The 20,062-nt window shown below is 43.2% G+C and carries 24 protein-coding genes; 21 read left to right on the forward strand and 3 right to left on the reverse strand.

Going from position 1 to position 20,062, the window contains the following annotated elements:
* Nucleotides 1-858: 858 nt before the first annotated feature.
* Nucleotides 859-1,257 carry a DnaJ family domain-containing protein gene (locus MKY14_RS04410; protein ID WP_076218040.1) on the forward strand — a complete coding sequence of 133 codons (399 nt, stop codon included), beginning with the start codon at nt 859-861 and terminating at the stop codon, nt 1,255-1,257.
* 138 nt (nt 1,258-1,395) lie between these two features.
* On the opposite strand, the gene MKY14_RS04415 is transcribed toward MKY14_RS04410, so the two are convergent.
* Nucleotides 1,396-1,818 (reverse strand): GNAT family N-acetyltransferase, encoded by a 423-nt coding sequence (locus tag MKY14_RS04415; RefSeq protein ID WP_248548165.1) that lies wholly within the window; start codon nt 1,816-1,818, stop codon nt 1,396-1,398.
* Nucleotides 1,819-1,957: 139 nt separating this feature from the next.
* Between MKY14_RS04415 and hrpB the strand changes: the two genes are divergently transcribed.
* Together hrpB and MKY14_RS04425 are read left to right on the forward strand one after the other, a co-directional pair.
* Entirely contained in the window at nt 1,958-4,450 is a 2,493-nt protein-coding gene (hrpB, locus tag MKY14_RS04420) for an ATP-dependent helicase HrpB (RefSeq protein ID WP_340975869.1), read from the forward strand.
* 98 nt (nt 4,451-4,548) lie between these two features.
* Nucleotides 4,549-5,133: a general stress protein gene (locus tag MKY14_RS04425; protein WP_076126136.1), complete on the forward strand. Its 585-nt coding sequence runs from the start codon at nt 4,549-4,551 to the stop codon at nt 5,131-5,133.
* An 823-nt stretch (nt 5,134-5,956) separates the two neighbouring features.
* Here MKY14_RS04425 and MKY14_RS04430 read toward each other — a convergent pair.
* Nucleotides 5,957-6,889 (reverse strand): LysR family transcriptional regulator, encoded by a 933-nt coding sequence (locus tag MKY14_RS04430; protein ID WP_076218037.1) that lies wholly within the window; start codon nt 6,887-6,889, stop codon nt 5,957-5,959.
* A 71-nt stretch (nt 6,890-6,960) separates the two neighbouring features.
* Between MKY14_RS04430 and aroC the strand changes: the two genes are divergently transcribed.
* From aroC to MKY14_RS04470, 8 genes are all read left to right on the forward strand, one after another.
* On the forward strand, nt 6,961-8,016 hold the full coding sequence (gene aroC, locus MKY14_RS04435; protein WP_340975870.1) for a chorismate synthase: 1,056 nt from the start codon (nt 6,961-6,963) through the stop codon (nt 8,014-8,016).
* Between the two features lie 161 nt (nt 8,017-8,177).
* Nucleotides 8,178-9,035 (forward strand): NAD-dependent epimerase/dehydratase family protein, encoded by an 858-nt coding sequence (locus MKY14_RS04440; protein WP_340975871.1) that lies wholly within the window; start codon nt 8,178-8,180, stop codon nt 9,033-9,035.
* Nucleotides 9,036-9,068: 33 nt separating this feature from the next.
* The gene (locus MKY14_RS04445; RefSeq protein WP_076126143.1) at nt 9,069-9,263 is read left to right on the forward strand and encodes a hypothetical protein; all 195 of its coding nucleotides are present in this window, start codon (nt 9,069-9,071) and stop codon (nt 9,261-9,263) included.
* A gap of 60 nt (nt 9,264-9,323) precedes the next feature.
* Entirely contained in the window at nt 9,324-9,503 is a 180-nt protein-coding gene (locus tag MKY14_RS04450; RefSeq protein WP_076305492.1) for a hypothetical protein, read from the forward strand.
* Nucleotides 9,504-9,539: 36 nt separating this feature from the next.
* Nucleotides 9,540-10,037 carry a hypothetical protein gene (locus MKY14_RS04455; RefSeq protein WP_339173882.1) on the forward strand — a complete coding sequence of 166 codons (498 nt, stop codon included), beginning with the start codon at nt 9,540-9,542 and terminating at the stop codon, nt 10,035-10,037.
* Complete coding sequence (locus MKY14_RS04460) at nt 10,012-10,464, forward strand: hypothetical protein (protein ID WP_340975873.1); 453 nt, start codon at nt 10,012-10,014, stop codon at nt 10,462-10,464. The genes MKY14_RS04455 and MKY14_RS04460 overlap by 26 nt, the downstream gene beginning before the upstream one ends.
* The gene (locus MKY14_RS04465; protein ID WP_340975875.1) at nt 10,445-10,879 is read left to right on the forward strand and encodes a hypothetical protein; all 435 of its coding nucleotides are present in this window, start codon (nt 10,445-10,447) and stop codon (nt 10,877-10,879) included. Before MKY14_RS04460 ends, MKY14_RS04465 begins: the two co-directional genes overlap by 20 nt.
* Nucleotides 10,880-11,214: 335 nt before the next feature.
* A complete protein-coding gene (locus MKY14_RS04470; RefSeq protein ID WP_340975876.1) occupies nt 11,215-11,940 on the forward strand; it encodes a GNAT family N-acetyltransferase in 726 nt (241 codons plus the stop codon).
* 35 nt (nt 11,941-11,975) lie between these two features.
* On the opposite strand, the gene MKY14_RS04475 is transcribed toward MKY14_RS04470, so the two are convergent.
* Nucleotides 11,976-12,866 (reverse strand): GNAT family N-acetyltransferase, encoded by an 891-nt coding sequence (locus tag MKY14_RS04475; protein ID WP_076183777.1) that lies wholly within the window; start codon nt 12,864-12,866, stop codon nt 11,976-11,978.
* Between the two features lie 157 nt (nt 12,867-13,023).
* Between MKY14_RS04475 and MKY14_RS04480 the strand changes: the two genes are divergently transcribed.
* The 10 genes from MKY14_RS04480 (at nt 13,024) to MKY14_RS04525 (ending at nt 20,052) form a co-directional block, all read left to right on the forward strand.
* Complete coding sequence (locus MKY14_RS04480) at nt 13,024-13,308, forward strand: GNAT family N-acetyltransferase (RefSeq protein WP_340975877.1); 285 nt, start codon at nt 13,024-13,026, stop codon at nt 13,306-13,308.
* Between the two features lie 579 nt (nt 13,309-13,887).
* Nucleotides 13,888-14,064 carry a hypothetical protein gene (locus tag MKY14_RS04485; RefSeq protein WP_179086250.1) on the forward strand — a complete coding sequence of 59 codons (177 nt, stop codon included), beginning with the start codon at nt 13,888-13,890 and terminating at the stop codon, nt 14,062-14,064.
* A gap of 566 nt (nt 14,065-14,630) precedes the next feature.
* Nucleotides 14,631-14,777: a hypothetical protein gene (locus MKY14_RS04490; protein WP_248548171.1), complete on the forward strand. Its 147-nt coding sequence runs from the start codon at nt 14,631-14,633 to the stop codon at nt 14,775-14,777.
* Between the two features lie 222 nt (nt 14,778-14,999).
* Nucleotides 15,000-15,359: a helix-turn-helix transcriptional regulator gene (locus MKY14_RS04495; protein ID WP_036686667.1), complete on the forward strand. Its 360-nt coding sequence runs from the start codon at nt 15,000-15,002 to the stop codon at nt 15,357-15,359.
* Nucleotides 15,360-15,452: 93 nt separating this feature from the next.
* Nucleotides 15,453-15,836, forward strand: a complete 384-nt coding sequence (locus MKY14_RS04500) for a DivIVA domain-containing protein (RefSeq protein WP_036686669.1) — start codon at nt 15,453-15,455, stop codon at nt 15,834-15,836.
* Nucleotides 15,837-16,049: 213 nt separating this feature from the next.
* Entirely contained in the window at nt 16,050-16,922 is an 873-nt protein-coding gene (locus MKY14_RS04505; protein WP_076305489.1) for a PRD domain-containing protein, read from the forward strand.
* Nucleotides 16,923-16,944: 22 nt separating this feature from the next.
* A complete protein-coding gene (locus MKY14_RS04510; RefSeq protein WP_076126158.1) occupies nt 16,945-17,451 on the forward strand; it encodes a PTS sugar transporter subunit IIA in 507 nt (168 codons plus the stop codon).
* A gap of 47 nt (nt 17,452-17,498) precedes the next feature.
* Nucleotides 17,499-18,953: an N-acetylglucosamine-specific PTS transporter subunit IIBC gene (gene nagE, locus MKY14_RS04515; RefSeq protein ID WP_036686675.1), complete on the forward strand. Its 1,455-nt coding sequence runs from the start codon at nt 17,499-17,501 to the stop codon at nt 18,951-18,953.
* A 143-nt stretch (nt 18,954-19,096) separates the two neighbouring features.
* Nucleotides 19,097-19,414: a hypothetical protein gene (locus MKY14_RS04520; protein ID WP_036686678.1), complete on the forward strand. Its 318-nt coding sequence runs from the start codon at nt 19,097-19,099 to the stop codon at nt 19,412-19,414.
* 119 nt (nt 19,415-19,533) lie between these two features.
* Nucleotides 19,534-20,052, forward strand: coding sequence for a sigma-70 family RNA polymerase sigma factor (locus tag MKY14_RS04525; protein ID WP_076218030.1), 519 nt, complete (start codon nt 19,534-19,536; stop codon nt 20,050-20,052).
* The last annotated feature ends 10 nt before the right edge of the window (nt 20,053-20,062 follow it).

Genomic DNA, 20,062 nt, shown 5'->3' on the forward strand with positions numbered 1-20,062 from the left:
TAGCTGCAACTGAGTCCGATAGCAGAGGGAATAAGCCTGAATTTGTGAAATAAGGTCATCTGAGTCCGAACGTTACATGGTAGCGAGGATGCATCGGCGTTGCGGACTGTATTGCAGCTATTTGGAGTTTTTCGTGTGTTTATTAGAACTATCGGACTGCATAGCTCTTATCGCTGCGATTTTGAACAAAAGTAGGGTGTGTTTGAGCGAATAGCTGCATCTGAGTCCGAAAGTACAGTGAAATGGACTAAATTAGCGAAATAAGGGCTGCTGGGTCCGATCGATTTGTGGAGGCGTGGATTCGCTAATGTATCGGACTGTATTGCAGCTATTTGGCGTTTTTGGTGTGTTTATTAGAAGTATCGGACCGCATAGCGCTTATTACCGCGTTTTTGAACAAAAGTAGGGTGTGTTAGAGCGAATAGGTGCAACTGAGTCCGATAGTACAGCGAAATGGACTAAATTTGTGAAATAAGGGCTGCTGGGTCCGGACGATCTATGCGACGAAGATGTAATGAATGTGTAATGAAGGATGTAGTATACAAGCAAGAGCTCCTGGGTCCAAACGTTTCACGGTAGCCAGTGTATGCTGACGTTGCGGTTATGGGCTTAGAATATACTTTGTGTACGATAGTTACAGAGTCTGAGCTATTCAACTGTGCGACGAGGGCAAGGGGCATTTGAGTAAATAGCTCGCCATCCCTATAGTTAACAGCATAGGAAAGATCTGAGAAAGCATTCCGGCACCTTGATGCAAATCCTAAGTCTTTTATGCTAAAATGAACGCAATTCCGTAAAATCTACTTTTGCTTAGGCAGGGTAGTTAATAGTGTGGCATTGGTGAAGGAGGCTGCGTATATGGGGATGATGTCTTGGTTAGCTGAGCAGCGGATTCAGGAGTCTATGCGTAACGGGGAATTTCGAGATTTACCTGGGCATGGCAAGCCGCTGGAGCTCGAGGATTTATCGGGTGTGCCGGAAGAATTGCGGATGTCTTTTAAAATCATGAAGAACTCCGGACTGGTGCCTGAGGAAATCTCTCTGCGAGCTGAATGTGTTACGTTGGAAGGATTGCTAGCGGCGTGTCATAATAGCGGAAGTGCAGAAACCAGTGAGGGCAAGGCTTTGCGGTCAAAACTGTCTATGAAAAGACTGCGTCTACAGGAGTTATTGCGTGAACGCGGCTTGGATAGTAACCCTGCTTTTATGCAATACAGTGCTCAAATACACGAACAGATGATAAAGGAAGAGGAATAACGCTGGTTACGTTACTGCCTAAATGCCTACAGTCATTTGGACATCAGAATAAATAGTGTAAAATAAAAAGGCATCTCTTGGTCGTTTTAGACAGAAGAGCTGCCTTTTTGCTTGTTATGTGTAACTAAACATGTATACTCATCTAATTTGTTTAAAATATACCCATTCCGGATCGCCATCATCTAAATTCTCAATGACTCCGCTTTTAACAAACCCTTGAGAAAGACATAGTTGCTGCATGATCGTATTGGATTCATTGGTGGAGGTGAAAAGCTTGGGGGTTGGGCATTGTTCCTCGATGTAGCTAAGGAGTGTTTTGGCTATGCCTAGGCGTCTGAACTCAGGATCCACAATGACCAGCTGAATAAAACAACATTCGAAAAAGGTTGTATCGTAGCAAGCAAATCCTACAAACGTTCCATTATGTGATGCTACGTAACACTGCTCATGATTGATATATTTTTCAATCTTCGATTTGCGGCTTTCATTGCCAATGATCTTGCTGTCTATTTTGGTGAGCATGGGTAAATCTGAAATTGTAGCTTTTGTTACGAATATCATAGTAAGTCTCCTTATTAATATTATAGAGGGTATGATTGGTAAGTCTTGATCTTTAAGGTTTTTTCACACATGATGAGGATGATCTAAGATAACTTCAAGGAAAATTATAACATATGATTATAGACGATGGAGAGATAGAATGAAACAGCTTCCGATTATACAGGTGCTTCCTGACCTGAAAAACATACTTAACACTGCGCAGGCAGCAGTACTTATCGCTGAACCGGGTGCAGGCAAAACAACAGGAACGCCTCCGGCGTTTTTGGACGAGCCCTGGATGGCGGGTAAAAGCATTTTAATGTTAGAGCCTAGAAGGCTTGCTGCTAGATCTGCCGCCACTTACATGGCATCCTGCCTTGGAGAAAGTGTTGGACAGACGGTAGGTTATCGGATGCGGAATGACACTAAAGTAGGCAAAAATACGCGGATTGTTGTAGTCACTGAAGGAGTATTAACGAGAATGCTGCAAAGCGATCCTTCTTTGGGTGATGTGGGTTTAGTTATTTTTGATGAGTTCCATGAGCGCAGTCTTCATGCGGATTTGGGACTTGCCCTTACACTGGAAGCACAGGCTGTGCTGCGGGAGGATCTAAGGATTCTTATCATGTCAGCTACCTTGGACAGTGAGCGGGTGTCTGCTTTACTAGGGGATGCGCCTGTAGTAAATTGTCCGGGCAGAACCTATCCTGTAGAAACAATCTATGTGCCAACTACTGGGAATTTTCCACTGGAAAAAACTGCTGCAGCTGCTGTGAGACGTGCGCTTGCTGAACAACCCGGAGATATTCTCGTCTTTTTACCGGGGGAAAGAGAAATACGCAGAACTCAAAGTGAGTTGGAAAATGGAAGCTTGGCAGAGCAGACGGTAATTCGCCCTCTATATGGCCAGCTGCCACAAAATATCCAAGATGCAGCCGTGGCTGCATCTGTTCAAGGTGAACGAAAAGTAGTGCTTGCGACTTCTATCGCTGAGACAAGTCTAACGATTGAAGGCGTGCGAACGGTAATTGACACAGGGCAGCGCCGTACACAGGTATTCTCACCACGCACAGGAATGCCAAGTCTAACGACAGTCCCGGTATCGAAAGCCTCCGCGGATCAACGGCGGGGACGTGCTGGACGAACAGCCCCTGGCGTGTGCTACAGGCTGTGGAGTCAGGAGGAGCATAATCGACTTCCGGATGACAATGTGCCGGAGATTATGCAGACGGACCTTGCGCAGCTCGCTTTGGAGCTGGCGCTGTGGGGCGTGCGCGATCCTGCCGCGCTATCTTGGCTTGACGCGCCGCCCGCTGCGCCTTTTGCGCAGGGCACCGCGCTGCTGCGCCAGCTCGGCGCGCTGGACGCCGGCGGCGCTATTACGCCGCACGGCCACAGCATGGCCGCGCTTGGCGCGCACCCGCGAGCCGCGCATATGCTGCTGCGCGCGGCAGAGCTTGGCACAGCACCGCTCGCCTGCCGGCTGGCGGCGCTGCTGCAAGAGCGGGACCTTTTCAAGGGTCCCGCGGCCCTAGATTGCGACCTCACGCTCCGCGTTGAGGCGCTGCTCCGGTTCGAGCGCTCCGCTGATAGCGGCGGAGCGGACCCGGCGGCTCTGCGCGCTGTGCAGCGCGAGAGCCGCCATTTCCTGGCGCAGCTGCAAGCCGCGCCGGGCGAGAACGTGAACGACATCAGCCGCTGCGGGCTGCTTCTGTCGTTCGCCTATCCCGACCGGATCGGGCAGAAACGCGGCGATGGCGCGTTTCTGCTCTCCTCCGGTCGGGGGGCGGCCATGCGGGAAGGGCAACCGCTGGCCCGGTCATCTTATATCGTAGCTGCTTCGATCGATGATCGCGCTACACAGGGCGCAATTATGCTGGCAGCTGAGATAGAAGAAGGACAACTGCTTTCCTATCATGCAGACCGCATCACCGAGGAAGCGGATGTGTATTGGGATAAAGAAAGTGGAAGTGTGAAGAAACGTCGTCGCACAATGCTCGGCGCGTTGGTCTTAAAAGAAACTTCACATGAAAGACCCTCCGCGGAAGAAATGGCAAATGTACTATTAAGTGTCATCGCTACAGATGGCATTGAAATCCTACCGTGGGAGAAGGGAACCATACAGCTTCGCGAACGTTTGATGTTTATGCATACCTTACGTTCAGATTGGCCGGATGTATCAGATGTTGCTTTAATTGCTACGTTGGATGAATGGCTTTTGCCATATCTGCAAGGTATGAGGAACCTCCGCGACCTTCAGCGTGTACCGTTAGCGCGAGCGCTTGAGGGGATGTTAGACTGGAATCAGCGGCAGATGCTGGAAAAGGAGGCACCTACACATATATCTGTTCCTAGTGGCTCGCGTGTGCCTGTAGATTATACTAATCCTGCTGCCCCGGTATTGGCAGTAAGATTGCAAGAGATGTTTGGACAGCTGGACACACCTCGAATTGGAGGGGGAAAATTGCCAGTATTGCTGCATCTTTTGTCACCAGCTAGACGACCTGTGCAGGTAACCTCTGATCTAGCAAGTTTTTGGCGGGGGACCTATTTTGAGGTCAAAAAAGATCTGAAGGGACGGTACCCGAAGCACTATTGGCCAGATGACCCATTACAGGCTATTCCGACTAATCGTACACGTCCTGTAAAATAATTTATGGTTACATATGCTCTTGAAATTTTTCCTTAGATGTTTGGTCTCCCGTTTAAAGGGTAATTACTAGCGAAGACAATTACTAAGGAGGGCTTCAAGTGACTAAAAAAATCGTAGGTATTTTCGACACAGAGCAAGAAGCAACCAGAGCAATTGAAGGACTTCACAATCAAGGATTTAATAATGATGAAATATCAGTAATCACACGTGATCGTGATGAGCTTAGAAACATCTCAGAGGATACAGGCACAAAAGCTCCAGAAGGAGTAGCAACAGGCGCTGCTACAGGTGGTGTAGTTGGCGGCGTTGCCGGACTATTAGCAGGGATCGGAGCATTGGCGATTCCGGGGATTGGACCGATTCTGGCGGCAGGGCCTATAGTTGCAACCCTTACAGGTGCAGCAGTTGGTGCAGGCGCAGGTGGATTAGTCGGCGGCTTGATCGGACTCGGTATTCCTGAGGATGAGGCTAAAGAGTACGAAGGTTATGTGGAAAGCGGCAAAATCCTTGTACTAGTCGATGATAATGGACGCGGCTATCAAGCACATGATGTGTTCCGCGGTAACCGTTCGCTGAATACTCAGCGTTACGAAGGCGTCTATAACGAAGACACTAGACTAGGAAATTCGATGGCTAACAGAGCGGATCGGACGGCTGAAGTCTACAACCGCGATAAAATATAACATTATAATAACCTGCTTTAAAAGCGGTAAAAGGTTACAAGGAGCGATTCTCCGATTTAATGGAGAATCGCTCCTTTTGTATTTTTAGTCCATCGCGCCTCCCGGAATCCCCCTTTGCTCATCCTCTTCTGAGGTGTACGGACCCAGATGACGCTATTGGCTAATTTTTGGTCTTTGCAGCAGGATTTCGGACTCCATGGACGCTATTCTATAGAATGAGGCTCATATTTGCTGTTATTTATGCCAATAGCTGCAATGGGGTCCGATAGGGCTCCAAATATTGAATAATATTGCGGTTAAGGTCCGCTGTGTCCTTTGCTACTACGTTCCTGCATCGTTTCGGAGTGTCCTTATGCTGCGACGCACGTGCTGTCCTTGTATTGCTACGTAAGCGCACCCGGTCACGTGTCCTTATGCTACAGAGTATTCGCATCGGATTGCAACTCTGAACGTGCCCCGTTACGCAGTGTCCTTATGCTGTTACGCAGTGTCCTTAATACTGCTAAGCACGTGCTGTCTTTGTACTGCTATCTATGCGTACCCGATCACGGTGTCCTTTATTGGAGGTGCATCGTTCCGCTGTGTCCTAATGCTGTTACGTACCTGCACCGTTCCCTAGAGTCCTTTTACTATTACATACGTGCATCGTTCTACTGTGTCCTTGTATTGCTACGTAAGCGCACCCGGACTCTGTGTCCTTATCCTACTGAGCATAAGCCCCCGGTTTGCAGCTACGAAATCCCCCCGTTCCGCAGCGACCTTATGGTTGCTAAGCACATGCCCCGTTACGCAGTGTCCTTATATGCTGCTACCTTGCACGATCTTAATCAAGGATACGAAGCATGCGGACGAAAGAATCAGCTGCCACGGATAACCTCATATCGCGATGGATTGCGAAGCCTATATTCCGGGGTGGAGGGGGATCATCTAATTGCAACTCGAAAAGTTCTCCTTTTTGAATCTCCTCAATTACAAAAGAACGGCTAATAAAGGCTACCCCGTAACCAAGTCTTGCAAATTCAGAGAGTAAATCGATGCTGCCCAGCTCTATATCTGGTTTAACGGACAACCGCTTACCAGCAAACCAATGATCAACAAACAGTCTGGTGCTGCTTTCTGGGGATAATAAAATAAAAGGTAACTCTGCAAGTTCTTTTGCCGTAAGCGAACGGTTTGCCAGTTCCTGAAAGGCTCGTCCCACTACAAAACAATCCTCAAGGGTGGCAAGCGTCTGAATACTTAATTGTGGATCGTCAATAGGCATATGGACGAGCGCACAGTCTATTTCGCCTTCTTTCAAACGTTTGGTGATCTCATGCGTTTTTCCGTGTGATAGCCGAATTCGTATGCCGGGATATTGTTTGTGGAATGCGTTCAATTGCGGCAGCAAAAGATTTTTTATAAGGGAATCACTTGCTCCAATCCGAACTTCTCCCTCGTTTAATTGCTTTAGATTATGAAGATGCTTTTGTGCAGAATCCAGCATGACTAAAGAGGGCTCAACATATTCCAATAACGCCCGTCCTTCCTCGGTTAGCTCTACACCTTTAGATAAACGATGAAATAATTTGAGGCCTAAAGAATCCTCCATTTGTTTAATGGCATAACTTACGGATGGCTGTGTAATATGCAATTCATTTGCAGCCTTTGTTAGATTTTTGTAACGAGCCGTATATAAAAAAATACGATACCATTCAAGGTTAAAGAATTTGATATAGATCACCTCTATGACAGTCTGTTGAAAATGTGATTTCATTAATTGCAACAATCTTATTATAATTTGGATATATAAATAATAAAAGAGTCGGCAATGGAGGTTTGAATATTATGGCAGGTAACACATTTGGAGAAGTATTTAAGATTACTACCTTTGGAGAGTCACATGGTGCAGCGGTTGGGGTCATAGTGGATGGAGTTACACCTAATGTTGAAATTGATGAAGCATATATTCAGAAACAGATGGATAGAAGGAAACCAGGCCAGTCCTCTGTAACTTCACCGCGTAAGGAATATGATGTGGTGCAAATACAATCAGGAATATTCGAAGGGAAAACAACCGGAACTCCACTCTTTGTAGTTCTGTACAACAAAGATATGAAACCGGAGGCCTATAACGATATTCAGCATTCATTTAGACCCGGCCATGCGGATTATACTTTTTTGCAGAAATACGGAATTCGCGATCATAGAGGCAGTGGACGGGCATCAGGCAGGGAAACAGCGGCAAGAGTAGCTGGCGGAGCGATCGCTCGGAAACTGCTCGAAAGAAGAGGGGTTGAGGTACTAGCCTACACGCAAGAGGTCGGAGGGATTAAGTGTCAAACCTTTGATGAAGATGTTATTGAACAAAATGCAGTCCGCGCCTGTGATGCTAAGGCTGGAGCTGAAATGATTAAAAAAATTGAACACTTAGCTTCGATTGGAGACAGCTGCGGAGGTATCGTGGAGTGTCGGATTAGAGGGGTTATTCCGGGTCTTGGAGAACCCGTATTTGATAAATTGGATGCAGAGTTAGCTAAAGCGATGTTATCTATTGGTGCTGTAAAAGGAATAGAGTTTGGAGCTGGATTCGAAGCGGCCTCTATGCTTGGAAGTGAACATAATGACGCGATGAATAAGGATGGATTTCTTAGTAACCATTCCGGCGGGATTATAGGCGGAATCAGCACAGGAGAAGAGATTATTTTTCGAATAAGTGTAAAGCCTACATCCTCGATTTCTGTTACTCAACAGACCATAAACTCGAATGGTGAAGAAGTTGAGATTAAAACGGAGGGCAGACATGATCCATGTATCTGTCCGAGAATCGTGCCGGTTGTTGAAGCAATGGCTTGCTTAGTATTGGAAGATCTTTATAAAAGACAAGCTGCTATTTTTGGATGAACCACTTTATAAAATGAAACAAATCAAAGACTGCACCTCTTAACAATAGACTGTGAGGTGCAGTCTTTTTTGCATATGTGGTATCATATGGATAATCATTCAAATTATGTTTTGTCTCTAGTTATGCCATAAGATACAGTACAGCGAAAAGGAGGGAATAGATGAGAATCTTTGTTGCAGGTGCTGCTGGTGTGATTGGACGGTTATTGCTTCCTAAGTTACTACAAGCGGGGCATGAGGTTATCGGTCTGACCCATAAAGAAGAAAACAAAACAATCCTTGAGAGCATAGGGGCACAAGCGGTAATCGCGGATGTGTATGAGCGTGAGTCTATATTTGCGGCTATTCAAGCAGCCCAACCTGAAGTGGTAATTCATCAGCTGACTTCATTAAGTCAGCGGAATTTTGCAGATAATTCAAGGATAAGAATAGAAGGAACACGAAATATTGTCGATGCTTCACTGACAAACGGGGTTAAACAGATTATTGCTCAAAGTATCTCTTGGGCTTATGAAGCTGGTGAGGGACCTGCCACGGAGAATACTCCATTAGATGCTAATGCTTCTGAATCCCGGATGAGAACCATTGAGGGTATCCGCTCACTTGAAAAGGCAGTTGCAGAAATTCCTAATCATGTGATTTTGCGGTACGGAATGTTGTACGGCCAAGGGACTTGGTATGATGCTGCTGGATTAATGACAGAAGAAATTCGACAAGGGAGACTGACTGCAACAGAAGCGGTTACGTCATTCCTTCACGTGGAGGATGCAGCTAACGCGGCGGCGCTTGCTCTGAACTGGCCTTCTGGTCCAGTTAATATTGTGGACAATGAACCTGCGCGAGGAATAGATTGGGTGCCTGTTTTTTCTGAAATCTTGGGAGCTCCTAGACCTCCTTTGCATATGGGCAGAGAAGGCTGGGAACGGGGAGCGTCCAATACAAAAGCTCGAATGGATTACGGATGGAGTCCATCATACCCATCATGGAGGTCAGGTTTTGCTCAGAGCTTGAAAGGTTAGAGATGAATCCAAACATGTACAAGGAGAGATAACATGAGTAAATTAAAGAATTTTTCTTTAGTAGTCGTGAATTTAATTGCTGATCTATGGTTTGGAATCGTTCGAAAACCAGAGTTTTATGATAAACACACCGTTACTAGAACAAAGAAAGGGTATGTCCTGTTTGTATCTATGGCAGGCATTATCGCAGTGGGTTCAGCTTTTTGGTTATGCTCAAGAATATATTAGAAAAAAGGCTGCCAATTGGCGGTCTTTTTTTGATATTGGATGTCAGAAAGCTAGAATGTTATGTTACTACTTAATAGATGGTTAAAACAGGCTCCTTATTATGATCAGCGCATAAGATTAATGTCTAAACTCATGGATGAAAATCGTGCCAAAGTGACGCTTATTGCCGCCTCAGCTGGGTTTGGAAAAACGACACTTGCGGCCGAATGGGCTCGTACTCATTCCGATGAGGTTGCATAGCTTGCAGATAACCATCTTGTACGATTCTGGTTAAATTTGCATGCTGCAATTGAGAGAATCTTTCGCCCCTTTTTAAATCGCTTGGATTTGTTTATCCAGTCTGTTCGTGACGGTTCAGTAGAAACTGCGATTCCTCTTTTATTAAACGATCTGCATTCTCTTCCAGGCTCTATTACACTTATAATGGATGATTATCATGCGATTACGAATCAATCGATTCATGAAAGTATGGGCTTTTTCATCGGACATCTTCCGGCTAATGTGAAGCTTGTAATATTGAGTAGAACCCTCCCGCCACTCGCCTTATCCCGCCTAAGAGCACAACAGGAACTACTAGAATTAAGTAACGATGATCTGAGATTTACATTTGACGAAATTGATGAGCTACAATCTCAACCCTTGAGCGAGCAGCTTTCACAAGATGAGTTATTTTTGCTTGGAAAAAAAACAGAAGGATGGGCAGCGGGTTTAATTCTTGCCTTCCGCTCTTTTTCAGGAAGGGCTGGTCTTGGAAGCTATCCAGCATGCTTTTGAGGCAGAGGATTATACGTTTTCTGCATCATGTATGGATAGGCCTTTCAATTCAATTATCAAAGATGGCGATGAATCTACATTGCTAGATTCACTAGATAAGTTGTCGATCAAAAATATGATTGTGCACCCTGATTTATTTTATTTTCAAGCGGGTTCGATGGCTGTCGCTGGACGATCAGATGATGCCAAACGCTTCTTACAAAAGGTTGAACTTTTCATGGAAGAGGAATTTATTATTCCGGAAAAAGAGCAAGCAGTAATTCAAATGCGGTTGGATCTGTATCGTGCTTCGGTTGCATTTTATCAGGGGGACGTGGATACGTTCGTTGAGCTATTGGACCAAAACAGGGAAGGCACAGAGAGATTTGCATCTATAGTAAACGTTACAAGGACATGGTTTTGTATTTTTGGCGGATCTTTTCTATGAACGGAATCATCTTAAAGATGCAAATGTCCAACTGGACAAAGCGCTTGTTATGTGTAATTCCACGAGGCATGTGAGCGTGTGGGTGCCAAGGGTTATTTTGCAAGCTAAAATGTTAAAAGCAATGGGTCATGTGGAAGATGCAGCGGAGGTTTTGCAGACAGCTATTGCGGAACTTAAGCAATATCATTCTCCTGGCAGGGAAAGATTGCTGGAAGCTGCATATATTCGAATTCAGTTCTCGCAAGGACCGTTAAGTAGCGGTGATGAATGGCTAACGAAAAGGCATATTAGTGCAAATGATAAACCTAATGTTGCCCGGGAATACGAACAAATCACACTCGCGCGTATGCTGATGGTCCGTCAAGCTTATCAAAAGTTAGAGGTTAAAAACCAGGTAAAGCCGTTTCTAAGATAAAAGAAAAGCATTTGCTTTAAATCGGCAAAAGACTAATATAACAGTTTATTACCAAACATTTACTTTAAGAAGTGATACTATGGAATACAGAAGGTTATAGGACTAGCGAGGAGGAAATGTAAATGCAATTAATGGCATGGTCTGATTACGAGATTTCATATGACTTAAATAATGATTTTTCTATTCGTAAGGCAGAGTCGGAAGAATGGGGACTGTATTGTTCCATTTATTAAAATATGCAATATAATGGTTTTTTTAAAGAAGAAAGGTTCAATTCTGCCCAAAGAAACGCTTTTTGGATCTATAAAGGCGAGTCTAAAATAGGTGGAGTAAGGATGTCGCCTAACCGGATATATCATTTATTTGTTATTCCACCGTTTAACGATACATTTGTGGTGCTGAAGCTATTAAAAAAGCTTTTGATTTATTGGTCGGATAGAACAAAACCGATAAAAACCTTCGAGGTTCTGCCAGACCAGGTTCAATTATTTGCGCGGGCAGGGTTTTGGCCTGATGAGTTCAGATGCCGTTGGATGCACCGTCCTACAGATTATTTTGAGGTCGAATGGAACAAAGAGTTAAGGATTGAAAGTCCTCAGATCGAAGATAATGGAATGGGCGCTAAACGTTTTATTCTTGAAGAGCAGATCGCCGAATGTAACTATGCGAGCTTCGATGGAAGTCTTGAGGCAACAAGGAGAAAAAAATTCGCTTATGAAGATTTTATCCCAAGTGAAGAACCTAATTACACAAATGAAGAATTACTGACAGCGTCAACGCTTGTGTATGATAAGAAATCAGGACAGCTAATTGCGAATTGTCTTTTGGGTTTACAAGATGATTACGCAGCAGTTTACAGTATTGGTGTAATACCTGCTTACAGAGGAAAAGGGATTGCTACACTGATGTTGAAAAGAGGACTTAATCTCCTGAAAGATAAGTATCCGATCCTAAGATTATATGTCATGGAAGGTAATGATGCGGAGTCTGTTTATTTAAATCTAGGATTTGTCCCTGGAGTACAAGAGATACAGAGTATGTATATTCCTATGCACGACTAAGAAAGGCTGCCAGATGGCAGCCTTTTTTTTGTTAACTAGGCATGAGAGGTAATAGGAAACATGAAATGTTGAGGGAGTTCTTTTAATAACGGACGTATAAATAAGGTATCTTCACTCTGGGAAATTAATTCTGCCTTAACTTGATCGATTGGATAATCTGGTGTGAAATAAAAATGTATAACTTCAGTATCCGGAGAAATAATGCTTTTCAATACTGTGTTGATATCAAAACTTGTTGTACTAATAATATCAAAAATATGAAGCTGATGATCCTCATGTTTAAAGATCACAATAACGTCAGCCTCTTCAATATAATAAAAGGAATCGTGAAAAGGAAGAATAAAATAAAACAGCAGCTGATGTTCATTATTTATCACACTTAGCGCAGAGGATACCGGTGTTCTTTTGACTGCAAAATTTTTGATCATGCTAAAATCAACGGGGTTACCTATAGATAAAGGCCGCACAGAGTAGGTTGTAGTTGGCTGATTGCTAAGATGAGCAACGTTAAGTGAAAAGCTGCTTTCTTGCATGCGTTCAAACCCGAATTTAGGATAAAAATCCAAAGCGCGCTCATTAGCAAATAAGTAGAGGAAGTCGTATTCATGTTCGTACTTAGCGATAATGTGGTCTATTAATTTTCGGGATAAACCTTGCATACGATAATCAGGATGTGTCATCACCGTCCCAATTTGGATGGCGTTGTATTCTTTTTTGTTGATGAGAATAGTCATTTTATTAATAGATGCATTCGCAATGACGTGATCTTCATCGATAAAGGAATAACAAATATATTTGTCATTCCAGCCCCCTTGTTCATACCAAGGTTTAAAATCAATACCAAAGATTGATTGGGCTAAAGAATTGAAGCTAAGCTTATATTTATCGATGTGTTTATAATCGCTAATCAATTGATATTCATTCATAGAATATACCTCTATTTCAGATGATTTTGGGATTCGCATTTTATGAATATATAATACTATGCTTTTTAACCGTAAAGTTGATTTTAAAAATACTATACCAATATAATCCTGTAGATGTGTTATCATAATCTCTAAATTGTTGACTCGGAGGTATAAGATGAGAGAGATAGATTACAGTCATTATTTTGGGCAGGATGAGAAAATAAGACTAAGATTGTTCACATTTGCAGAATTCTCATCACAGCGGCTGATGTTTACGATCGAAAATCTGAATGGTGAATATGTGGGTGGAGTAAATCTTAATAGCATAGACGAGAAAAATGGTACGTTCAGTATAGGCGTGCAAGTGGATAGAGACCATCGAGGTAAGGGGTATGGGACAAGAGCTATCAACATCCTGTTGAAGTATGCTTTTTTGGAGCTTAGACTCAAACAAGTTTAACGAATGTGCGCTCGAAGGTAACGAACCCTCAGCAGCTATGCTTAGAAAAGTGGGTTGTGTTCAAGAAGGCGTGCGCCGTAAAGTTATTTATACAAATGGACAGTATTTAGACTTACTGTTGTTTGGATTGACGAAGGATGAATTTATGGAGAAAAACGCTATGAAATAGTGCTTAGGAGAGGTTACTTGGAAAGCGGAGTGGCGCAGGGATTATAGCTGAGAAGGACGTTTAGAAAATGAACTTGGCAAAGTGGAACTTATTAGTTACCTAAAAAGCGATTCTTCAATACATGGAGGATCGCTTTTTTGCGTTTTGCTGTTCGAATTGATGTTCTATTGAAGCTTGCGGACCCAGAAGACGCTATTTGCAAATATTAAGCTTTTTCAGAGTAGTTTCGGACTCCAGTGCAGCTATTCCCCAAGAATAGCTCTATATATGTTACTTTTTATGCCAATAGCGTCCATGGGGTCCGACAGCACACCAAAAGTGGGGAAAAGCAGCGAATAGAGTCAATGGGGTCCGATAGTAGCTCGAACGAGCAAACTTGAACAAACTAAACAAAGAATGGGAGGAGGATCATGCAGAAGCATGTGGATTCAGATGTAGTTTGTATCGTGCAGAAGCATGCGGGTTCAGATGTAGTTTGTATCGTGCTGAAGTATATTGATCCAGATGGAGTTTGGTTTGCGCAGAAGTATGTGGGCTCAGATAGAGTTTATTTCGTGCAGAAACCTGTGGATCCAGATAGAGTTTAGTTCACGCAGAAACTTTCGGACCCAGAAGACGCTATTTGCAAATATTTAGCTATTTGAGAGTAGTATCGGACACCAGTGCAGCTATTCCCCAAGGATAGCTGTATAAATGTTACTTTTTATGCCAATAGCGCCCATGGGGTCCGATAGCACAGCAAAAGTGGGGAAAAGCAGCGAATAGAGTCAACGGGGTCCGATAGCAACTCGAACGAGCAAACTTGAACAAACTAAACAAAGAATGGGAGGGGAGCGTGCTGAAGCATGTGGATTCAGATAGAGTTTGGTTTGCGCAGAAGTATGTGGGCTCAGATGGAGTTTATTTCGCGCAGAAACTTTCGGACCGAGAAGACGCTATTTGCAAATATTAAGCTTTTTCAGAGTAGTTTCGGACACCAGTGCAGCTATTCCCCAAGAATAGCTGTATAAATGTTACTTTTTATGCTAATAGCGCCCATAGGGTCCGATAGCACAGCAAAAGTGGGGAAAAGCAGCGAATAGAGTCAATGGGGTCCGATAGTAGCTCGAACGAGCAAAATTGATCAAACCAAACAAAGAATGGGACGAGGATCATGCAGAAGCATATGGGTCCAGATGGAGTTTGTATCGTACTGAAGTATATTGATCCAGATAGAGTTTGTATCGTGCAGAAGCATGTGGACCTAATTCTTCGAGGATCATTCTACGAAATCAACGATGTACAATCATTTATTCCATAATTTCATCATATGAAAAATTCACAATAGAAAACCACAAAAAAACCAAACCCTACCTACCCACATCCACATAAATCATCCTATATCCCACCAAATCTCTATAAACAACGTAATAAGTGAACCCTCTATCAAATTTCAGGTTGTGAAAGTTGGAAAATAGTGCTTATACTAGAGTAATAGAAGGAAAGATTAGCCAACAACATTTACAACATGAGGAGGGTTTATATGGCGTTTATGATTGCTCAACGAGCGTTTATCAAAGTGTATCTTATAACAATGGTAGAACAACACCGCGGTTACGGATATCAAATGCTGGAGGATTTACGTCGGGATTTCAAAGCCCATGGTTATTCCCCTCCACAGAGTGAAATCTATCGCGCCCTGCATGAGCTGGTGCAGCAAGGGATTTTATATCGAACCAAGCAGCTGAAAGGCAATGACCCTAAAGTGGATTTTCAAGAAATCGTACTTTACCATTTCACCTCAGATGGAGAAGAGAAAGCAAAGTTATATAAAAAGCAGGTAAAGACGGATCTTGACCGCTGCTTAGGCATTTTGAATAAAGCTGTTGTGGACAACTATTAGAACTGCAACTATAGTAATATTTTCAGGATGCTCTCACCCTGTTATAATGGTTACTGCCGGATGATTGCAGTATATACTTGGAGGTAGCAAAAGATGGATGAACATATGAAACGCCGGTTAGACAAACAGCGGAAGCTGTTCAGTCAACTTGGCATCACATTAGACGCTCTAACCATACATGAAAAAGAATTCAGCATGAAGCTGCGTGGCTACGATGCGGAGGAAGTAGATACATTTCTGGACAGCGTAATCAAAGATTACGAACGTTTCTATGCGACGATAGCTGATCTGATGGATAAATGGCAAGAGCAGCAGCTGGAAATGCGGGAATTAAAGGCAGAAACAAAAACAGAGGTTATCCAGGTTCCTGTTTCCCGAGGCATTGATCCAAAAGAATTGGAAGAGGTTATTCTGAGACTTGAAACTAACGTCCGCCAGCTTAAAGATAAGCTTCCTCGCGTGGAAGAGTTTTTATAAGGCGCTGTTTGGGATAATTGGAGCTCCGCTTGACATTTCTAAATTTACCATTGACGAGTTAGCAGTTCATGAATTATGATATGTTCATAAATGATCATTTATATTTTAGTGGCGTGTTACCGTTAAGGGCATGAGCCAAGAATTGTCTTTATTTCCATTAGACAATTCTTGGCTTTTTTTGTTCCAATTTGACGATAATTAGGGAGAGGAGTGATGAGCTTGTCGCGAGAGATCGAGCAATTTCAAGTACAGCGTGTAATTGGGAATAACGTTGTAATGGTTCAGGGAAGCAAAAACGGGAAGGAATATGTCATCATTGGCAAAGGTATTGGATTTGCAGTGAAGGGTTCTGGTGTGATCGAAGGAAATGATGTTCGGATTGAGAAATTGTTTCGTCTAGAAGATCGCGAAGCCTGGAGCCAATATCAAGTTTTGCTGGAAGATATAGATCCTAAGGTAATGAAAATAACTGATGAGATAATTGCAGATATCCAAAGTCAATTTCCTGACAAGTTAAACGACAAGATTTATCTGGCACTCCCGAGCCACATACAGTTCACCATCTACCGTCTGCGCAACGGGATGGATATTATTAATCCGTTTTTGCAAGAAACCAAAATGTCATTTCCGAAGGAATTTGAGATCGCTTACAAGGCATCGGAGAAAATCAATGCTGAATTTCAAGTGCAAATCCCCGAAGATGAGATTGGATTTCTTACTTATCATGTGTATTCAGCAGTCAATAATGTATCGGTTGGTCAGTTAGTCAAGGCCTCTAATATTGTCAATGAGCTTCTAGACATGATTCAGCAAGAACGAAAGATAACTTTTGAGCACGGCAGTATGAATCATATCCGATTAATGATCCACTTGCGTTTTTCGCTGGAACGTATTTTAAAAGGATCACTAATAGATAATCCCTTTGTGAAACATATTAAGAAAGAATACAAAGAGGAATACAAGCTGGCTAAAAAGCTCGGTAAAGTAATGCAAAGATCGCTTGAGGTCGAAATTCCGGAAGAAGAACTATGTTTTCTAGCCATGCATTTGCATCGGTTATTTCAGACCTTAGTGAAATCAAATTAACATCTTAAGAGGAGTGGAGCATATGTTTTCCAAATGGAAATCAAAAAAAGAAGAGAAACATACTGAACATACCATCGAAATCATGGCACCAATCAGCGGGGAGTCAGTTCCACTAGCACAGGTTCCGGATGAAACCTTTGCTGGCGGTCATATGGGTAACGGAATTGCAATAAAACCCTCTGAAGGAATTTTGAAAGCGCCTTTTGACGGTAGGGTTGCTCATATCGTGAAATCGAGTCATGCAGTCATTCTGGAACATTCCTCCGGTATGCAATTGCTATTACATATCGGAATCGATACTGTCAGCCTCAAGGGCAACGGTTTTGTCAGTCATATAACCTCTGGAGATCAAGTAAAAGCAGGTCAAACCCTAATCGAATTTGATCTGGACGTAATTCGCGCGGCAGGTTGTGACACAATTTCGCCTGTAATCGTGACCAGTACAGAGGAGAATCCACCTCAAGTAAGCGGACATTATGGTCAGGTTACAGCAGGACAGGATCTGATTCTTACCGTGGCTTCAAAGTAAATGGTTTATAGAGCACTACTACTATTGAACCGAAAGGATGATTTTAAATGTTGGCTTTTCTACAAAAACTAGGTAAGTCGTTAATGCTTCCTGTTGCAACCATGCCGGCGGCAGCTATTCTTCAAGGGTTTGGTTTGCTTAACTACGAAAAAGATATTCCGCTAGGAGCGACCATTGGTGGATTTCTGAATCAATACTTTGCTCCATTTCTAAACGCCGGAGCGAATGCGATCTTCGGTAACCTAGCCTTAATCTTCGCGGTAGGGGTTGCCATTGGATTTGCCGGTGACGCCGTAGCAGCTTTGTCAGCAGTAATTTCTTACATGGTACTGACTAAGATTCTGCTTATCGTACCGCTTCAATTCTCTTTCATCAATGATGATGTTGTATTGAACATGGGTGTGCTTGGTGGTATTTTTGCCGGTGCTTGGGCAGCGTTCTTATACAAGAGATATCACAATATAAAAATGCCTGATTGGCTCGGATTTTTTGCAGGTAAACGTTTTGTCCCAATCATTACGGCAGCTTCTATGATGGTTCTTGCTGTATTTGTGGGTATGATCTGGAGTCCGATACAAGATGTTATCAGTGACTTCGGGAACTGGGTTGTGTCACTGGGGGCTGTTGGAGCATTCATCTTCGGTACAGCTAACCGCTTGCTGATTCCGTTCGGTCTTCACCACGTGCTTAATACGATTGCTTGGTTCCAAATTGGTGATTTTACGAATGCGGCTGGTGAACTGGTGCATGGTGACTTGTACCGCTTCTTCGCTGGAGATAAAACTGCTGGGATGTTTATGACTGGATTCTTCCCAATTATGATGTTTGCGCTTCCAGGGGCAGCACTTGCATTTATTCATACAGCTAAACCGGAAAAACGTAAAATGGTTGCTTCCATCTTCATCGGTTCTGCCATTGCCTCTTTCTTAACAGGGATCACTGAACCACTTGAGTTCTCCTTTATGTTCGTAGCACCACTCTTGTACGGAGTTCATGCTTTATTAACAGGATTCTCCATGGCCTTGATGTACATTTTAGATGTTAAGCTTGGTTTTGGTTTCTCCGCAGGTTTGATCGATTATCTTGTAAACCTGAAACTGTCTACTAATGCATGGATACTTATTCCTGTGGGTCTTGGATTCTTCGTCTTGTATTATGTACTATTCCGCTTTATTATCTCATTGTTCAAGCTAAAAACACCTGGACGTGAAGATGATGATGAAGAAAGTCTGTTAGCACCACCTGGAGGTAATGGAACGCCTTCATCGTCTTCTAAAGCTGCTCAAATTCTTGAGAACATCGGCGGTCCATCGAACATCCGCAATATCGATGCATGTATCACACGCCTTCGTCTGATTGTTAATGACGAAAAAGCCGTTAAAGATTCCGCATTGAAACAGCTCGGAGCTTCCGGTGTTATGAGACTGGGTCAAGGGGCTGTGCAGATCGTATTTGGTCCAAAATCAGAGCAAATTAAAGATGATATTCAAAAGCTTTTATAACTAAATTGATCATGTTGAAATCCTTAAACAGGGCTGGTTCTCATACCAGTCCTGTTTTTTTGCTGTGTCCAGAGATAAAGGGTTGCTTTATAGATAATGCCTAGTATAATACTTGGTATAAGTAAGCAAAGGAGTCGGTACACATGTCAGTCGATGATTATTTGGATCTTTTAAATTACGCCAAGGCGATTAAAGATGGGCAGTGGCAGGCTGACATCATTGAGCGTTTAAAGAATCTTAGTGCAGCAGCGGAAAGTCCTCAGATACAAGAAGAAAGTGTAATAGAACTTTGGTCAAGGTTTGATGCCATTAACATAATGATTATGAAGCTGTTTGAGAAGTTACGGGAGAATGAACATTCAGAGCAACAGTTTCAGTGGAAAGAGCAGCTCTGGGAGCTTAGGCTGGAACGGAGTATTTTATCTAAAAAGATTCTTAATCGTTACATTCGAATTAGGTAAACACTAGAAGACAGTTTCCTTATTAATTTAGGGGCTGTCTTTTTTTACGTAATCTTGATACAAAAATACATTGATAGTCGTCTTACTTATAGCTGCAGCTGATAAGGAGGATTTACAAGATGGGAATTCCGGAATCTGAAATTTTTAAAGCAATATTCTATGAACATTATCCTATTGTCAGACGTAAGCTGACCGCTTTGGTTCGTGATGAGTCGGCAGCAGATGATTTGGCACAAGAAGTTTTTCTGAGATTGTATCGTAACCCCCCAGATGATCCAGCAGCGCTGGGTGCCTGGCTTCATAGAGTCCTTACTCGTATTGGATATGATTATCTGGACAAAAAAGCAAGGGAACGGCGGCTGCAAAATAAACAAGAACAGTTATACGAAGTGGGGGAATCACCTCCTTCAGGAGAGGAAGTCTTAATCAGTAAGCTGGATCAGGAGGATGTTCATGAATGGTTGAACGAGCTGCCTGACAGGGATAGACAAGCGCTTCTGCTTAGATACTCTGGTTACAGTTATGCGGAAATAGCAGGCGAGCTTGGTCTAAGACCTCCCGTAGTAGGGACATTACTGCACCGTGCGACCCAGAGGTTAAGACAAAATGCAGCAAAATCACTGTCTCAGACGGAATAATAAAACGAGA

Source organism: Paenibacillus sp. FSL R5-0887 (assembly GCF_038002305.1).
GTDB lineage: Bacteria > Bacillota > Bacilli > Paenibacillales > Paenibacillaceae > Paenibacillus_AQ > Paenibacillus_AQ odorifer.

Excerpts from the sequence above, each read along its gene's own strand:
- MKY14_RS04410 (WP_076218040.1), top strand. The coding sequence starts at position 859 with ATGGGGATGATGTCTTGGTTAGCTGAGCAGCGGATTCAGGAGTCTATG.
- MKY14_RS04415 (WP_248548165.1), bottom strand. The coding sequence starts at position 1,818 with ATGATATTCGTAACAAAAGCTACAATTTCAGATTTACCCATGCTCACC.
- hrpB (WP_340975869.1), top strand. The coding sequence starts at position 1,958 with ATGAAACAGCTTCCGATTATACAGGTGCTTCCTGACCTGAAAAACATA.
- MKY14_RS04430 (WP_076218037.1), bottom strand. The coding sequence starts at position 6,889 with ATGAAATCACATTTTCAACAGACTGTCATAGAGGTGATCTATATCAAA.
- aroC (WP_340975870.1), top strand. The coding sequence starts at position 6,961 with ATGGCAGGTAACACATTTGGAGAAGTATTTAAGATTACTACCTTTGGA.
- MKY14_RS04440 (WP_340975871.1), top strand. The coding sequence starts at position 8,178 with ATGAGAATCTTTGTTGCAGGTGCTGCTGGTGTGATTGGACGGTTATTG.
- MKY14_RS04445 (WP_076126143.1), top strand. The coding sequence starts at position 9,069 with ATGAGTAAATTAAAGAATTTTTCTTTAGTAGTCGTGAATTTAATTGCT.
- MKY14_RS04450 (WP_076305492.1), top strand. The coding sequence starts at position 9,324 with ATGTTACTACTTAATAGATGGTTAAAACAGGCTCCTTATTATGATCAG.
- MKY14_RS04470 (WP_340975876.1), top strand. The coding sequence starts at position 11,215 with ATGTCGCCTAACCGGATATATCATTTATTTGTTATTCCACCGTTTAAC.
- MKY14_RS04475 (WP_076183777.1), bottom strand. The coding sequence starts at position 12,866 with ATGAATGAATATCAATTGATTAGCGATTATAAACACATCGATAAATAT.
- MKY14_RS04480 (WP_340975877.1), top strand. The coding sequence starts at position 13,024 with ATGAGAGAGATAGATTACAGTCATTATTTTGGGCAGGATGAGAAAATA.
- MKY14_RS04485 (WP_179086250.1), top strand. The coding sequence starts at position 13,888 with ATGCAGAAGCATGTGGATTCAGATGTAGTTTGTATCGTGCAGAAGCAT.
- MKY14_RS04490 (WP_248548171.1), top strand. The coding sequence starts at position 14,631 with ATGCAGAAGCATATGGGTCCAGATGGAGTTTGTATCGTACTGAAGTAT.
- MKY14_RS04495 (WP_036686667.1), top strand. The coding sequence starts at position 15,000 with ATGGCGTTTATGATTGCTCAACGAGCGTTTATCAAAGTGTATCTTATA.
- MKY14_RS04500 (WP_036686669.1), top strand. The coding sequence starts at position 15,453 with ATGGATGAACATATGAAACGCCGGTTAGACAAACAGCGGAAGCTGTTC.
- MKY14_RS04505 (WP_076305489.1), top strand. The coding sequence starts at position 16,050 with ATGAGCTTGTCGCGAGAGATCGAGCAATTTCAAGTACAGCGTGTAATT.
- MKY14_RS04510 (WP_076126158.1), top strand. The coding sequence starts at position 16,945 with ATGTTTTCCAAATGGAAATCAAAAAAAGAAGAGAAACATACTGAACAT.
- nagE (WP_036686675.1), top strand. The coding sequence starts at position 17,499 with ATGTTGGCTTTTCTACAAAAACTAGGTAAGTCGTTAATGCTTCCTGTT.
- MKY14_RS04520 (WP_036686678.1), top strand. The coding sequence starts at position 19,097 with ATGTCAGTCGATGATTATTTGGATCTTTTAAATTACGCCAAGGCGATT.
- MKY14_RS04525 (WP_076218030.1), top strand. The coding sequence starts at position 19,534 with ATGGGAATTCCGGAATCTGAAATTTTTAAAGCAATATTCTATGAACAT.